This is a genomic window from Arthrobacter sp. KBS0703 (assembly GCF_002008315.2).
Taxonomy (GTDB): Bacteria; Actinomycetota; Actinomycetes; order Actinomycetales; family Micrococcaceae; genus Arthrobacter.
In genome coordinates this window covers 316,042-330,211 of record NZ_MVDG02000001.1, presented here as the reverse complement: position 1 = coordinate 330,211, position 14,170 = coordinate 316,042, and the positions used below count along the sequence as shown (strand labels likewise).

Sequence of the window (14,170 nt, the reverse complement as noted above, 5' to 3'; positions counted from 1 at the left end):
TCTAGATGTGTATAAGAGACAGCGCGGCGTCGCGGGCCGGGCCCTCCGCGGACCGCATGGCGGCCTTGTGGGCACGGCGCAGCCGCCGCACCGTCCTGTTCACCCGATTGCCCGCTACCTTTCGCGCCGGCGACGACGCGAGGGGCCCAGCCGGCGGATGGTCACGGAAGTCCTCGAGGTCGTCCAGGAGCCGGAAGTAGCGATCGGTCAGGAGGACTTCCTGTGCTTTCCGGTAGCCGGCGTTGAACCGGGTGCCCAGTTCGCGTTCCACGCGCTCCTTCACCACGTCCGCGGCCTGCTCCGGCGGGAGCTCGGCGGCGTGCTGCCGCAGCCGTTCCAGCATGACTTCCGCGTCGCGCGGAGTGCCCAGGATCCGGGCAATCCACTGCAGCTCGTCCCTGAGCCGGTGGGCCGCCGCGCCGCCGAAGAGTTTGCGGTAGACCGACAGGGCCGACCGCATCCGGCGGGTGGCCGAGCGCATGGCATGCACCGCGTCCGGCTCCTCCAGCCGAACGCGGGGATCCTGAGCCAGGATTTCGTCGATCTGCCCGCCAAGGTACGCGGTGACGACGGCGGACGCGGGCCATTTCTTGGCAGGCTTCTTCTTGCCGGATTTCTGTGCGGGATTCTGTGCGGGATTCTGTGCGGACTGCGCCGTTTCGTCGTGCGCGCCCTCCGGCTGCTGGGGCCATGCCTCCCCCAGTGCCCGCCCCAGTTTGGACGCATGCACTGCGGGCCGTGCGCCCGCCGCTGCCAGGCATGCCGCGGCGTCCGCAAAAGATCCGGCTTCCCGTGCACGAGTTCGAGTTCCCATTCGCGCCACTGCAGCTTCCGCGCGGCGCCGGCCTGCCCGGCACCTTCCTGCCCCGCCCAGGTCAGTGCTCCGGCGTCCACGTGGTCGTCGGCAAGGTCGGCGAGGTGCACGCCGTCGTGCCCGTAGAGGGCGAGCGTGGTGCGCCGGGTGTCCAGCCGGGCCACCGGCGCCAGGCCGGAGCCCCGGAGGTGCACGTGCAGGTGCGCCAGCAATGTGTCAGGCACGACGTCGGCCTGGCCCAGCGGCGCGTGGATCTCGCGTCGCTGCTCGGCTACTGCTGCCGCCCCGGGCCTGGCGCTTGCGGCAGTATAAGAGACAGGCCAGCCGGCGTCGGACCCGCCGGTCCGGCGCCGCAGCGTGATGCGGCGGGCGGCAAGGGCCAGGTCCTCCGTATCGAAGTAGACCGCTTCCAGGTGCGCCTCGTGGGGCTCCCCCACACGCCCGACCCACGGGATGTCTTCAAGGGCCGGCAGCGGAGCCGCGGCATCGACGTCGTACTTCTTCTCGGTTTCAGTGCCCTCGGCAGTCATGGCCGCACGGCGTCCTTTCCCAGCGGCGGGCCGCTGAGGCCCGGATGTCTCGGTGGCCCGAGTCTATTCCCCGGACCGCAGCGCCGCGAGAGGTTGGCCACAAAACCCTAGACATCAAACGTCTAACGTCTAACCTTAAGGAATGGCCACCACTTCTTCTGCTCCCCCCGCGACGGCACCCGGCCTGCCGAGGCCGCGTGCCGCCGTCGTCACCGGCGTAATTGCACTCGTGCTGATCGGGCTCAACCTCCGCGCCGGGATCACCGGGGCTTCGGCACTGCTGCACGACCTTCAGCTGTCCCTGGGCTACGGACCGCTGGTCGCGTCGATCATTCCGTCCATTCCCACCCTGTGTTTCGCGGTGGCAGGGGCGGCAACGTCGTGGCTCACGGGCAGGCTCGGCGTCGAGAAGTCCATCCTGCTGTCCCTCGCGATGCTGGCGGCCGGGCTGCTGGTCCGCGGTGTTCCGTCGACCGGCATGCTGGTGGCCGGCACGGTGCTGGGGATGTCCGGCCTCGCGGTGTGCAACGTTGCCATGCCGTCCTTCATCCGTGAGCATTTTGCCCGCCGCACATCCCTCATGACCGGGCTGTACACCGTGACCATGACCAGCGGCGCCACGGTCACCGCCGTTGTGGTGGTGCCGCTGGCCCAGGCGCTCGGCTCGCCGTCCGCGGGTGTGGGCGCCATCGGGTTCATGGCGGTGGCCGCCTTCCTGGGCTTCGTGCCAGTGGCCCTGCACGCGCACCGCAACAGCGTCCGGAAGACTGCCGGCCATGTCTCTCCGTGGCCGTTGCTGCGCACCAGGAAGGGACTTCTGATCACCGCGATCTTCACGCTGCAGGCACTGCTCGCCTACGCGCTGCTGAGCTGGTTCCCCTACATGCTGACCACCATGGGGCTGAGCGCGGCGGACAGCGGCCTGATGTACGGGCTCATGCAGCTCGTCTCCGTCCCGGCCGGCATGGTGCTGATCGCCACCGGTTCCCGCCCCGGCATGCTGCGGCCCGCCTTCTACCTGGCCACGCTCGCCATGGCCGCCGGGGTGGCGGCACTGCTCGTCCTGCCCGTTGCGCTGGCGGTCATCCCCGCCGTCCTGCTGGGCTTCGGCCTGGGCATTTTCCCGCTGGTCATGGTGATCATCAGCCGCAGCGGGCAGAGCACGGCCGAGACCACGGCCCTCTCCACCCTGGCACAGTCCACCGGCTACCTCCTGGCCACGGTCGGACCGTTCGGGATGGGCCTGCTGCACAGCGCCACCGGCGGCTGGACGCTGCCGCTGGCGCTCCTGCTGGCCATCGCCCTGGTCCAGATCGTTGTGGCCCATCTCCTGAGCGGCGGCCGCATGGCCAGGCCTCCGGTTGCTGCCGGGCCAACTGCCGCGCCGGCGGCCGGAACAACTGCCGCGCCGGCGGCCGGAACGAAGGAATAGGACGCCATGACCCTGAGCACCTCGCACCGCCCGCCCCTGGCGGATGAAATCACCGCCAAACTCCGGGAGATGATCCACTCGGGCGAGTGGCCGCTGCAGCAGCGCATCCCGTCCGAAACCGAGCTCATGGCCGGGTTGGGCGTATCCCGCGGAACCCTGCGGGAGGCCATAAAAGCCCTGGCCCACAGCGGAATGCTCGAGGTGCGCCGCGGCGACGGCACGTACGTCCGCGCCACCAGCGAGATCTCCGGCGCCGCGCGGCGGCTGTACCAGGACCACAAGGATGAGCACATCCTCGAAGTGCGCGTGGGGCTGGACACCCAGGCGGCACGCCTCGCCGCCAGGCACGCAACTGCCGGCGACGTCACCGCCATGAGCTGTCTCTTATACACATCTAGATGTGTATAAGAGACAGGGATTTTCTGGCACGCGGCCGACTACGCGCGCTGGGCGGCGCGGACTGGGGCTTCCACGAACGCGTGGCACAGGCCTCCGGCAACCCGCTCCTGCACGAGCTCTACGTCAGCTTCGGCGGCGTCTTCCACAACGACCTGCTGAAGCAGCAGCGGCGCAGCGGCTTCAACGGGCTGCCGCACGAGGGCCATGGCGAGCTGGTGGACGCCATCGAAGCGCACGACTGCGACGCCGCCGTCGCCAGCGTGCACCGGAACCTCAACTCGTGCGCGGAGTGGCTCCGGGAGTAGCGCCGTTATCCCGGCCGCTGCCCCGCCAATTGGGGGGCCCGCCAGAGGGGTCTGGGGCAATTTTGTAGGGTTTTCCCAAGGTTTTCGCGGGGTCGCCGTTTGATGCTCGTACCAGCGGTTTACCCAACGGCAACACCGGGCCGGCCGTGGAGTTAGTCCTTCAAGCCTTTGGAGGTAGACCGTGGCGTACAGCGCGTCGGCCGGCAATGTAATAAAGCCCGTCGCACACAAGTCATCCCGGCGCCTGGTTGCCATCCTGTGCGTGGGCGCCACTGCCGCCTGGACCCTGGCCCTGGTGTCGGGAACCTACGTCACCGCCGAGGGCCCCCTCCGGGTCCTGGCTGTTTCCTCGCACATCCTGGCGATGGTGGTCGCCTTCGGCGCCATCCTGCTGGTGGACTGGCACGGTTTCCTGTGGCTCATCGGCAGGCGAAAACTCTTCGAAACCATTCGGCTGGACGATGCCGCGAGCCCGCTCATCTGGACGGGCATCGTCGGGCTCCTGTTCACCGGCGTGTTCCTGAGTCCCAACCTGTCCAACCCCCTGACGCTGATCAAGCTCGGCGCCGTGCTGGTCCTCATGCTCAACGGCATCATGCTGATCCCGCTCATGCGCCGCCTGCTGGTCATGCCGCCCACCACTACGTTCGGTGCGCTGACGCCGGGCCAGCGGTTCCACATGCTCTCCTGCCTGGCCATTTCACAGGCATGCTGGTGGACGGCAATAACCATCGGGTTCGTCAACGCCGAGTTCTGAGGCGTCCGACGGCGGCCCTCACCTCTGGCGGCCGCCGTGGCCGGGCGCGACGGCGGCCGGGCAACTAAGGTGCCCGGCCGCCGTCGACCTTTAGAGAGGTCGCCCTGTCTCTTATACACATCTAGATGTGTATAAGAGACAGCCCTTGAGCACGTTCACGGGCCGCTGCATCTCGCCGTGCTTGGCGCCAAGGACGATGACCCAGGCGGCGAATACCGGAATGGCCCACTGGAGTGCCTTGAGCTGCTTCTGGGCCGACTGCAGTTCGCCGGAGGCGCCGGCGCGGGGCTCGGTGGCGCCTTCGGCACCCTGGCCAGCCAGCTTTTCGACTTTCTTGCCCAGCACACCGGCATACAGCGTGACCGCTGCACCCGCCAGGGTGACGGCCGTCTTATAGATGGTGTCCGCGCCAACGCTGTCCTGCTTGGCGATGCGCTCCTTATTTTCCCAGGCGATGGCCAGGTCCGCCGCGAGGTGCGCGGCGAAGGCGGCGGTCTGAATCGGAGCCCATTTCATCCAGCCGCGGCTGGAGAGCCGCGTGCGTTCAGCGGGGTCCCGGGCTTCCGCAGCCGCCCCGTTGAGGCCGATGGCGCCCATGAGCGAACCGCCGAACCACGCCGCCGCCGTCAGGTCGTGAACGGACCGGGCCAAAAGATTTCCTGCCATGTTGTGCTTCCTAACGTAGAGATCAAACCTGCGAGGTGGATCAGTGGCCGCCGCAGCCGGCTGCGCCTGGGGTCGCCTGCAGACCAAAGTCATGCTGTATGTATAGTAAGCACACTTACTAACGTTACGGAAGCCCGTCATATCGGCCGTCCTGTGCGTAAAATCAACGCCATGGGATCAACTGGAACACTGTTCGGCTGGGCTTTCGGGGACTCCGCGCGCGAGGACGATGCCGCGTACGTCAGCGAGCTCAAGCGGGAGGCCCTGGACAACGCCACGGAGGCCGCGAAGTCCAAGGGCTTTGACGTTGAGCCCGGTTCGGAGGTCTTCACCGTCCTCAGCGCCGGCGATGCGCTGGTGGATGTGGACACGGCACCGGACAGCCTGGTGGTTCGCTGCACGGTGAAACTCGTGGGCGAGGGAGCGGACAAACTCCACGCCGAAGGGCCGATGAACGGATAACCGGGCAGCGGCGGAAGAGGAGTCCACCATCGGCGAAGCGGCGGACGTCGCAGAGGCGGCGTCGAACACCAAGGTGCTGGACGTCGTCGCGCGTTCAGGCTTTGCCGTGATGGCCCTGCTCCACATAGTGGTCGGTGCCATCTCAATCGCCCTGGCGCTGGGACAGCCCGGTCAGGCCGAAGCCACCGGGGCCATCGAGCAGCTGGCGGCTAATCCATGGGGCCCAGCCGTCATGTGGGCGTGCACGATCGGCTGCGCGGGCCTGGCCCTTTGGCAGCTCAGCGAGGCGACCCTCCGGGCCCGGCGCAAGGCGCGGAAAGAACGGGTGGGAAAGCTGGTCTCCTCGGGGTTTCTCGCGGTTGCGTACGGCAGCGTGGGGCTCACCTTCGGCGGCTTTGCCGTGGGGCTGCGGGGCGACTCGGGCGAGACGACCCGGGACATCAGCACGGCCCTCATCAGGACCCCCTTTGGCGTGCCGGTGCTGGGTGCCCTGGGCCTGACTGTGATGGGCGTCGGGGTCTATTTTGTGGTGAAGGGTCTCCGGCGCGGTTTCAAGGAGGAACTCTTCCGCTTTGAGGGCACACGGCGGGGAAGGATCATCGATTCACTGGGCGTGACAGGGCACGTGGCCAAGGGCATCGCCCTGAACCTGGCCGGGCTGCTGTTCGTGATCGCGGCCGCCAAGCAGTCCCCCGAAGAATCCACCGGCCTGGACGGCGGCCTCAAGGCGCTTCGCGACCATCCCTACGGGCCGTACCTGCTGGTGGCAATCGGCGCCGGCTTCATTTGCTACGGCATTTTTGCCCTGGTTCGGTCAAAATTCGGCAGGATGTGAGTCATGAGCAGGCGCAGTACGACGCGAGACTTCCGTGAGCTCGCAAGACAGGCAAGCGACATCATGCGCAGGTCGGGGACCGTCCCCCCACCAGGTAGCAGGTCACGCGGTTCTGAGCCGACAAAACTGCTACCTGGTCGGGCGGATCCGGGCGAACGGGCCGCGGATCTCGCCGGGCAGGCCTTCGCCACCATTTTCCGCGCCATCAAAGCCGTTCGTCCTGTCCGCCCGATCCATCCACGGGGCATCAGCCTGGTCGGTGAGCTCACCCGAACAGGTGCTGACGGGCGCGCTGCCAGCGGTATCCCCCGTGCACGAAGCGGGATCGCCTGGCTGGACGCCGCCGGAACGGAGCACGTGCAGGCTCGTTTCTCCCGCTCCGTGGGCCTGCCGGAAGCGCTGCCGGACATTCTCGGTCTGGCCCTCCGCTCCGGTTCCGCCGACCAGCCGGCGGACATGTTGTTCGCCTCGACGGGCTGGGGCTTCCCCGCCCGGTTCGTGCTGATTCCGAAGCTGGACGTCGGCTCCGCCCGATTCACCACGCTGATGCCCTACCAGGGTGCGGACGGACCCGTGCTTCTGGGGCTGCGGACACTCTCCCTGCCGTCCGGAGCCACGGGCCGGGCCGATACCGGCGGCAACTTCAAGGATTCACTGGCCGACGGCGAATGGTCCTTGGCGCTCTCCTTTGCCACGCCCGCCGGCAGGTGGGTCCCCGCCGGAGTGCTCCGGCTGCGGGCAGCCCCGGCATCCGGGGACACGCCAGCCCGTTTCGATCCCTTGGAGCATCCGCTGCCCGGAGCCGGGACCTATCCGTGGGCGCGCCGGCTCCGGGAACGCTCTTACCGCGCGGCCCGCCGGGCTGCGCCGCCAATGGCAACACCCCGGAAGACCCGGCAGAAGGCCGGCCGGATCTCAGCAACCGGCCAGCACGACCCGGATGAAAGGAACCCCATGTCAACCGTCACGCAGGTCTTCAATTCGCCGGCAGCAGACGTCTGGAAGGTGTTGGCCGACGGCTGGCTCTACTCCGGCTGGGTTGTGGGCGCGTCGAGGATCCGCTCCGTGGACGCCCACTGGCCGGAAAAGGACGCGCGGCTCCATCATTCCGTGGGGGCGTGGCCCCTGCTCATCAATGATTCCACCAGGGTCGCGGCTGCCGATCCCGGCCGGAAGCTGGAGCTGATCGCGCGCGCCTGGCCCGTCGGCGAGGCCAAGGTGGTCATCACCCTCGAAGACCTGGGGCCGCAGTGCCGCGTCACTATCGTCGAGGACGCCGTCCGCGGACCGGTCCTCGCGGTTCCCAAGGCGCTGCGGGTTCCGCTCATTAGCCTGCGCAATACGGAGACGCTGAAGCGGCTCGAACTCATGGCCGCCGGGGGCGCGGGAGCCTAGCCGCCGTTACAGCAAACGCGGGGTCACTTGACGCCCAATCCGGTCGGATTATTGGGCGCGAAGTGACCCCGCGTTGCGGAAAAAGCTAGACGCTGGCGGCAACTCCGTCGCGGGAGATGGCAACCATGTCCTCGCGCGGCACAACCTTGATGCGCTCGCGCTTGACCTCGACGCCGTGCGATCCGCCGGCCGCGGTGGCCTCGGCGCCCAGGGCGAGTTCATGTGCGTCCAGGGCGAGCCAGCCTTCCCAGCTGGTGTACTGCACGCCGCGGCTTTCCAGGAGGTCGACGACGGCGCTGGCGGCGGGTGCCTCTGCAACCGGCAGGTTCTCGCGGTCTTCCAGCAGGTACGTCACGGTTTCCAGGGCGTCGCCCTTGGTGTGGCCGATCAGGCCCACGGGGCCGCGCTTGATCCAGCCGGTGGCGTAGATGCCCGGAACGTGCTCGCCGGACGCGTCCAGCACGCGGCCGCCGGCGTTCGGGACGACGCCCTTTTTGTGGTCGAATTCGATCTCCGGAAGGGCTGAACCGAAGTAGCCGATCGCGCGGTAGACGGCCTGCACCGGGTAGTCGACGTACTCGCCGGTGCCGCGGGCGTTGCCCGTGCCGTCCAGTTCGGTGCGTTCAAACTTCATGCCGCTGACGCGCCCGGGGTTCTCGGCGTCGTCGTAAATCTCCACCGGGCTGTGCAGGAAGTGCAGGTGCAGGCGGCGGGAGGCCTTGAGTTCGGAGAGGTCCTCGGGCTGTTCGGCGATCCAGTTGGTGAGCGTGCCCACCATGGTCTTGGTCTGGTTGTTGCTCTGGATCTGGCGGTCGGATTCCTCGTCGAACTCGAAGTCCTCCGGGTACAGGATGATGTCCACGTCCTTGGAGTGGGACAGCTCGCGCAGTTCCAGTGGGGTGAACTTGACCTGGGCGGGGCCGCGGCGGCCGAAGACGTGGACGTCCGTGACCGGCGATGCCTTCAGGCCGGCGTAGACATTGTCCGGGATCTCGGAGACCAGGAGGTCGTCCGCGTGCTTGGACAGGACGCGGGCCACGTCCAGGGCCACGTTGCCGTTGCCGATCACGGCGATTTCCTTGGCGTCCAGCGGCCATTCGCGGGACACGTCCGGGTGGCCGTCGTACCAGGAAACGAAGTCCGCGCCGCCGTAGGAGCCGTCCAGCTCGATGCCCGGGATGTTCAGGTCGGCGTCCTTGATGGCGCCGGTGGCGAAGATGACGGCGTCGTAGTGGGTGCGCAGGTCCTCGATGGAGAGGTCCGTGCCGTAGTCCACGTTGCCGAAGAAGCGGATGTCGCCGCGGTCCAGGACCTTGTGCAGGGCGTTGACAATGCCCTTGATGCGCGGGTGGTCCGGTGCAACGCCGTAGCGGATCAGTCCGTAGGGGGCCGGGTAGCGGTCAAAGAGGTCGATGCTCACGGTCAGCTCGCCGCTCTTGACGGCCTCGCTCTTGGTGAGGATGTCCGCCGCGTAGACGCCGGCCGGGCCGGAGCCGACGACGGCCACGCGCAACGGGCGGGCAGCGGTTCCTACGGTGGTGCTGGTTGACACGGCTGTGTTCCTTTTCTTCGGTCCCGCCCAACTGGGTAGCAGCTGACGTCGATTTGACGGCTCAGAACGGCGTGAGCTGCTACCTGGTTGGGGAACGGGGGCTAGGGGGTGAGAACGCGGGTGGTGCTTGTACGGGGCTTGTTGGGGCTGGTGGTGCTGTAGTCAGCGGTCTTGAAGTGCGACGGCGCGAAGGGGCTCACGCGGACAACGTCACCTATGACGATCACGGCAGGATTCGCGACGCCGGTGGCCTCGGCCTGGTCGGCGATGGTCTCGACGGTGCCGATCGTCACGCGCTGGTTCGGCAGGTAGCCGTTCTCCACAATACCAACCGGCGTGTCCCGAGGCATACCGGCGAGGACCAGGGCGGCCGCCGATTCGCGCAGCTGGCCCACTCCCATGAGGAGCACCACGGTGTGGTCCGCGCGGGCCGGAACCTCGGACAGTTCCTCGTGGCCGGTCACCACACTGAAGCCCTTGGCCAGGCCGCGGTGCGTCACGGGAATACCGGCCGCGGCGGGCACGGAGATGGCGGATGTTACGCCGGGAACCACTTCAACCTCGACGCCGTGCTGGCGGCAGAACTCCGCTTCCTCGCCGCCGCGGCCCAGGACGTAGGGATCCCCGCCTTTGAGGCGCACCACGCGGTGGCCGGCAAGGGCTTCGTCCACGATGATGCGGTTGATCTCGGCCTGCGGCACGGGGTGGTGGCCCGGCGTCTTGCCGACCTCGATGATGCGGACATCGGGGGCCAGTTCGTTGAGCAGTTCGCGCGGGCCCAGGCGGTCTGCGACCACGACGTCGGCCTGGCCCAGGAGCCGCCGGCCGCGCACGGTGATGAGCCCCTGTCTCTTATACACATCTAGATGTGTATAAGAGCCGCCGCCGACGAGGGCCACGGAACCGGCAGAAGCCGCGTTTGTCGAAACGCGGCGCCGCGGCGCAATGGCAGGTCGCCGGTTTCCAGCGCGGTGGCGACGGCGTCGCGCAGGGCCATGGCGCGGCGCGGGTCTCCCCGGCGTTCACGGCGATTTTGACGTCATCCACCACGGCGACGGCGGGGGTCCAGGCTGCGGAGGCTTCGTGGTCGGAGGCGTTGACGCACCAGACGCGCTGTGCCTCGGCGTCGGCCGAGACCTGCGCGTCCACGGCGGGATCGCCGGTGGCGGTCTGACGAACCAGACGCCGTCGACGTCGGAAGAAGAGTAGGTGCGGGGTTCCCAGGTGAGCAGGCCGGCGCCGGGCGAGTTCGCGGAGCCCGGCGGAGGCGTCAGGAGCCACCACGGTGACGCGGGCACCGGCGTCGAGCAGGCCCTTCGCGCGGCGCGTGGCCACGGGCCCGCCGCCCACCACCAGCACGGGGCGGCCGAGCAGGCGCAGTGTCTCTTATACACATCTCCGTTGGGTAGATGTCCTGAATTGCCATGAATCAACGGTAGGGCCGCGTCACATACCGGACCAACGGCGCGGAAACACCAGTTCACGTAAGGTAACGCTGCGTCACATAGGTGCGGGGCGGCGTACGGCCGCCCCCGCCCCGCGCGGGCCGCTACTTCACGGCGATAAGCTCAATGGGCCGGATGTACGGATCCATGGCGAGCAGGGCCGGACCGTATTGGCTCAGGGCGGCGGGAATGGCCCCGTTGAGGTGGGCCTGCCGGTCCTCCTCGGTGTCAAAAGTGTCGAAAATGCCGAAGGTGTCCTCGGTGACCCGGAATGCGTACCAGGTCCTGGTGCCCGGCTCGGTGAGCACTATCTCGCGGCCCCCGCTGAGGAAGTCCCAAACTTCCTGTTCCTTCCCGGGCTTGGCCTCAACCAGTGCCAGCAAGCCAAATTTTGGTGCCACGGCTATCGCCTCAAATCGTCGTCAGGATGGGCCTGGTGCCGTCCTAACCGTGAGTCTAGGCACGCGGCATCGGCGGAACAAGGTTCCGTCAGCCGCGGCGAAAGGACAGCAGAAAGCCCGACGGCGATGGTCGCCGTCGGGCTTTCTGCTTGGTGTGGCTGAGGTGCTTTAGCGGCTGCTGCCGGCCAGGAGGCCGCGGCGCTGGAGCAGGCGTTTCTCGATCGGCGCGAAGACGAGGAGTTCGATCAGGATGCCCACGGCCAGGATCAGCAGGATCGCGGACATCACGATGGTCATGTCGGCGAGGTCGCGGCCCTGGTTCAGCATGGAGCCGAGCCCGAAGCCGATGGTGCCGCCCACCGCGATGATTTCCGCGGCCATGAGCGAACGCCACGAGAACGCCCAGCCCTGCTTGAGCCCGCTGAGGTACCCGGGAAGGGCAGCGGGAAGGATGATCTGCACGGCCATCTGGAAGCGTGAGGCGCCCAGCACGGTGCCCACGCTTCGGTACTGCGGCGGGATCTGGTCCACGCCGGAGATCAGGCCGTTGATGATGGACGGGATGGCGCCCATGAACACCACGAAGTACACGGTGGCGTCCGTGAGGCCGAACCAGATGATGGCCGCCGGCACCCACGCCACTGACGGCAGCACCTGGAGGCCGGAGATGAGCGGACCGAATGCCCTGCGCAGCGGTGCCACCTGGGCCAGCAGCAGCCCGATGGGCGTGGCGATGGCAACGCTGATGAGGAAGCCCACGAGCCCGCGCTGCAGCGAGGTCCACACGGCTTCCTGCAGCGAACCCTCGGCCCAGAGGGTGCCGAACTGCTCCGCCACATCCAGCGGGCCGGGCACCAGGTCGCGGCGCTTGAGGCCGAGCGAGACGTAGGCCTGCCAGATGATGACGAGCACCACGAGCGCCGCCACCGGCAGCAGGATGCGGCTCCAGTCGACGCGGGCCTTGCGAAGGGCGTCGGACTGCAGCGAGTCCAGCCCGGATTCGAGTTCGCGAAGGTCAGCGGAGCCGGTGGAGGACCGGGTCAGGGCGGCGTGGACTTTGCGCGTCTCTTCGTGCGCCCCGGCTGAGCCTGTGCCGCCGGTTGAGCCTGTGCCGGCGGTTGTCGAATCGTGCTCGCTGATTGAGCTTGCCGAAATCGGGGTCTCGGCCAGCGGGGACTCCGTTGCCCGGGGCGTCTCGGCCACGGGAGATGAATTATTTGGCATGGCGGCGGATCTCCTCTCGCAGCCGGGCGGTGATGACCCCGGTCAGCTGTCCGGCAAGACCGGCGTCGGTACGGTGTTCCTCGGTGACGTTCCATTCCTGCACCACACGGCCGGGCCGGGAGGACAGCAGGAGCACGCGCTGGCCCAGCCGGACGGCCTCGCGGACGTTGTGCGTCACGAACACAATGGTGCGGCCGGTTTCCTTCCAGATGCGTTCGAGCTCGTCGTGCAGCAGGTCGCGGGTGATGGCGTCCAGCGCTGCGAACGGCTCATCCATGAGGAGCAGCTGCCGGTCCTGGGCCAGGGAGCGGGCCAGGGACACGCGCTGGCGCATGCCGCCGGAGAGCTCGTGAGGGCGCTTGTCCCCGGCCTCGGCCAGGTGCACTAGGTCCAGCAGTTCGTTGGCCTTGATCCGCCGCTCAGCCTTGCCCACGCCGCGCAGCTTCAGGGCGAGTTCGATGTTTTCCCGGGCCGTCAGCCACGGGAAGAGGGCGGCGTCCTGGAACATGAAGGCGGCACCGTCGCTGGGCACCTCAAGGGCGCCCGACGTCGGGACCTCGAGTCCCGCCATGATGTTCAGCAGGGTGGACTTGCCGCAGCCGGACGCACCGAGGAGGGCGACGAACTCGCCCTTGCCGATGGTGGCGTTGACGTCGTCCAGCACCGGGGCGCCGTCGCCGAAGCGTTTGCCCAGGTTTTCCAGTACGACTGGCATGGTCCCGTCCTTTGTTCGTGGTGCGTGGTGCTTGGTGCTTCGAGTGCAGTGGAGCGCGGCCCGGCTAGTCCTGGCCCAGCCCTGCCGCGGAGGTGTGTTCCGCGGATACCGTGTTCAGCGTGGTGAGGTCGAAGATGCCGTTGATGTCGGCCTTTTTGGTGGTGCCGGCGTCCACGCCGTCCTGCAGGAGCTTGGTGAACGTGCCGGCGAGCGGGTCTACGGTGAACACGATGTTCTGCAGCGAGCGGTCGATGACGTCCTGCGGCAGCGCCTTCCCGGAGTCCTGCTTCAGGGCTGCGTTCACTACCGCGGCCTTCTGAGCGGCCGGGGTATCGTTGAGCCACTTGACCGCTTCGACGTGCCCCTTGAGCAGGCCTTCCACGGTCTGCGGGTGCTCGGCGGCGAACTTCTTGTTCACGATCAGGACGGTGGTGGGGAACGCGCCCGGTTTCCCGGTCAGCGAACCGTCCCACAGGTCCTTCTCGTCCACCAGGACCTTCGCGCCGGCCTGGAGCACCAGCCGGGAGGCCCAGGGCTCGGGCAGCCACGCGCCGTCGAGCTTGCCGTCCTGGAACAATTTCAGCGTCTGGGCGTTCTCGGTGGGGTTGATCGCCACGTCTCCGCCGCCGTCGGTGTTGGTCTTGTAGCCCTGCTTGCCCAGCCAGGCGCGCAGCGCCACGTCCTGGGTGCCGCCCAGCTGCGGCGAGGCCAGGGTCTTGCCCTTCAGATCCGCCGCGGTCTTGATCCCGGGCTTGACCACCAGCTGCGCCCCGCCCGAGGCGGCGCCGGCGATGATGCTGATGGACTCGCCCTTGCTCTTGACGAAGGAGTTGATGGCCGGGTTCGGACCGATGTAGGTCGCATCGATCGCGCCGGCGTTCAGCGCCTCGATCGCCGCGGGGCCGGCGTTGAACACCTGGGTGGAAAGCTTGGTGCCGCCCAGGTTCTCCTTGATGAAGCCCTGCTTCACGCCCACCAAAGCGGCGGCGTGGGTGATGTTCCCGAAGTAGCCCAGCTTCAGCTCCGCGGCCGGGCCGGCGGGGGACGTTGACGCGGCAGTGGCGTCGGAACCCCGCGACACAGCCGAGGCCACTATGGCTCCTACGCTGATCAACAGGACCAAACCAAGGGCCAGGGCGATCTCAAGGGTGCGCCTGCGCTTGGGCACTTGGCTTTCGCCGGCCACAATGCGGGTCATACCCGGCCTGGAACTAGTCATGAATTCACCATAGGGAGTG

At 67.9% G+C, this 14,170-nt stretch carries 14 protein-coding genes and 2 pseudogenes; 6 read left to right on the top strand and 10 right to left on the bottom strand.

Features of this window, described 5'->3' with window-relative positions:
• Position 1 precedes the first annotated feature (1 nt).
• On the bottom strand, positions 2–814 hold the full coding sequence (locus B1A87_RS24510; RefSeq protein ID WP_313902434.1) for a CHAD domain-containing protein: 813 nt from the start codon (positions 812–814) through the stop codon (positions 2–4).
• A gap of 161 nt (positions 815–975) precedes the next feature.
• Positions 976–1,344 (bottom strand): annotated as a pseudogene (locus B1A87_RS24505) (metal-chelation protein CHAD); the annotation flags it as partial.
• A gap of 142 nt (positions 1,345–1,486) precedes the next feature.
• Here B1A87_RS24505 and B1A87_RS01535 point away from each other — a divergent pair.
• The 3 genes and pseudogenes from B1A87_RS01535 to B1A87_RS01525 all read left to right on the top strand — a co-directional run bounded on the left by B1A87_RS01535 (position 1,487) and on the right by B1A87_RS01525 (position 4,237).
• Positions 1,487–2,776 carry a CynX/NimT family MFS transporter gene (locus tag B1A87_RS01535; protein ID WP_078029286.1) on the top strand — a complete coding sequence of 430 codons (1,290 nt, stop codon included), beginning with the start codon at positions 1,487–1,489 and terminating at the stop codon, positions 2,774–2,776.
• 6 nt (positions 2,777–2,782) lie between these two features.
• A pseudogene (locus B1A87_RS01530) lies at positions 2,783–3,480 on the top strand (FadR/GntR family transcriptional regulator).
• A gap of 181 nt (positions 3,481–3,661) precedes the next feature.
• Positions 3,662–4,237, top strand: a complete 576-nt coding sequence (locus tag B1A87_RS01525; protein ID WP_078029288.1) for a hypothetical protein — start codon at positions 3,662–3,664, stop codon at positions 4,235–4,237.
• A 111-nt stretch (positions 4,238–4,348) separates the two neighbouring features.
• Here B1A87_RS01525 and B1A87_RS01520 read toward each other — a convergent pair whose 3' ends face one another.
• On the bottom strand, positions 4,349–4,903 hold the full coding sequence (locus B1A87_RS01520; RefSeq protein ID WP_144275687.1) for a hypothetical protein: 555 nt from the start codon (positions 4,901–4,903) through the stop codon (positions 4,349–4,351).
• A 171-nt stretch (positions 4,904–5,074) separates the two neighbouring features.
• Here B1A87_RS01520 and B1A87_RS01515 point away from each other — a divergent pair, with 171 nt between their 5' ends.
• The 3 genes from B1A87_RS01515 to B1A87_RS23485 all read left to right on the top strand — a co-directional run bounded on the left by B1A87_RS01515 (position 5,075) and on the right by B1A87_RS23485 (position 7,595).
• Positions 5,075–5,365 (top strand): hypothetical protein, encoded by a 291-nt coding sequence (locus B1A87_RS01515; RefSeq protein ID WP_078029298.1) that lies wholly within the window; start codon positions 5,075–5,077, stop codon positions 5,363–5,365.
• 76 nt (positions 5,366–5,441) lie between these two features.
• Positions 5,442–6,200, top strand: a complete 759-nt coding sequence (locus tag B1A87_RS01510; protein WP_260681013.1) for a DUF1206 domain-containing protein — start codon at positions 5,442–5,444, stop codon at positions 6,198–6,200.
• A gap of 357 nt (positions 6,201–6,557) precedes the next feature.
• A complete protein-coding gene (locus B1A87_RS23485; protein ID WP_260680588.1) occupies positions 6,558–7,595 on the top strand; it encodes an SRPBCC family protein in 1,038 nt (345 codons plus the stop codon).
• Between the two features lie 85 nt (positions 7,596–7,680).
• Here the strand turns inward: B1A87_RS23485 and B1A87_RS01495 are convergent, their stop codons facing one another.
• The 7 genes from B1A87_RS01495 to B1A87_RS01470 all read right to left on the bottom strand — a co-directional run bounded on the left by B1A87_RS01495 (position 7,681) and on the right by B1A87_RS01470 (position 14,130).
• The gene (locus B1A87_RS01495; RefSeq protein ID WP_078029291.1) at positions 7,681–9,147 is read right to left on the bottom strand and encodes an FAD-dependent oxidoreductase; all 1,467 of its coding nucleotides are present in this window, start codon (positions 9,145–9,147) and stop codon (positions 7,681–7,683) included.
• Positions 9,148–9,248: 101 nt separating this feature from the next.
• Positions 9,249–10,046 carry a uroporphyrinogen-III C-methyltransferase gene (cobA, locus tag B1A87_RS23480; protein ID WP_260680587.1) on the bottom strand — a complete coding sequence of 266 codons (798 nt, stop codon included), beginning with the start codon at positions 10,044–10,046 and terminating at the stop codon, positions 9,249–9,251.
• The gene (locus B1A87_RS23475; RefSeq protein ID WP_260680586.1) at positions 10,000–10,482 is read right to left on the bottom strand and encodes an NAD(P)-dependent oxidoreductase; all 483 of its coding nucleotides are present in this window, start codon (positions 10,480–10,482) and stop codon (positions 10,000–10,002) included. The genes cobA and B1A87_RS23475 overlap by 47 nt, the downstream gene beginning before the upstream one ends.
• A gap of 214 nt (positions 10,483–10,696) precedes the next feature.
• Positions 10,697–10,993 carry a putative quinol monooxygenase gene (locus B1A87_RS01485; protein WP_078029293.1) on the bottom strand — a complete coding sequence of 99 codons (297 nt, stop codon included), beginning with the start codon at positions 10,991–10,993 and terminating at the stop codon, positions 10,697–10,699.
• 168 nt (positions 10,994–11,161) lie between these two features.
• On the bottom strand, positions 11,162–12,217 hold the full coding sequence (locus tag B1A87_RS01480; protein ID WP_260680585.1) for an ABC transporter permease: 1,056 nt from the start codon (positions 12,215–12,217) through the stop codon (positions 11,162–11,164).
• A complete protein-coding gene (locus B1A87_RS01475; RefSeq protein WP_078029294.1) occupies positions 12,207–12,932 on the bottom strand; it encodes an ABC transporter ATP-binding protein in 726 nt (241 codons plus the stop codon). The genes B1A87_RS01480 and B1A87_RS01475 overlap by 11 nt, the downstream gene beginning before the upstream one ends.
• A 64-nt stretch (positions 12,933–12,996) precedes the next feature.
• Positions 12,997–14,130, bottom strand: a complete 1,134-nt coding sequence (locus B1A87_RS01470; RefSeq protein ID WP_144275906.1) for an ABC transporter substrate-binding protein — start codon at positions 14,128–14,130, stop codon at positions 12,997–12,999.
• Positions 14,131–14,170 lie beyond the last annotated feature (40 nt).

Excerpts from the sequence above, each read along its gene's own strand:
- B1A87_RS24510 (WP_313902434.1), bottom strand. The coding sequence starts at position 814 with ATGGGAACTCGAACTCGTGCACGGGAAGCCGGATCTTTTGCGGACGCC.
- B1A87_RS01535 (WP_078029286.1), top strand. The coding sequence starts at position 1,487 with ATGGCCACCACTTCTTCTGCTCCCCCCGCGACGGCACCCGGCCTGCCG.
- B1A87_RS01520 (WP_144275687.1), bottom strand. The coding sequence starts at position 4,903 with ATGGCAGGAAATCTTTTGGCCCGGTCCGTTCACGACCTGACGGCGGCG.
- B1A87_RS01515 (WP_078029298.1), top strand. The coding sequence starts at position 5,075 with ATGGGATCAACTGGAACACTGTTCGGCTGGGCTTTCGGGGACTCCGCG.
- B1A87_RS01480 (WP_260680585.1), bottom strand. The coding sequence starts at position 12,217 with ATGCCAAATAATTCATCTCCCGTGGCCGAGACGCCCCGGGCAACGGAG.
- B1A87_RS01475 (WP_078029294.1), bottom strand. The coding sequence starts at position 12,932 with ATGCCAGTCGTACTGGAAAACCTGGGCAAACGCTTCGGCGACGGCGCC.
- B1A87_RS01470 (WP_144275906.1), bottom strand. The coding sequence starts at position 14,130 with ATGACCCGCATTGTGGCCGGCGAAAGCCAAGTGCCCAAGCGCAGGCGC.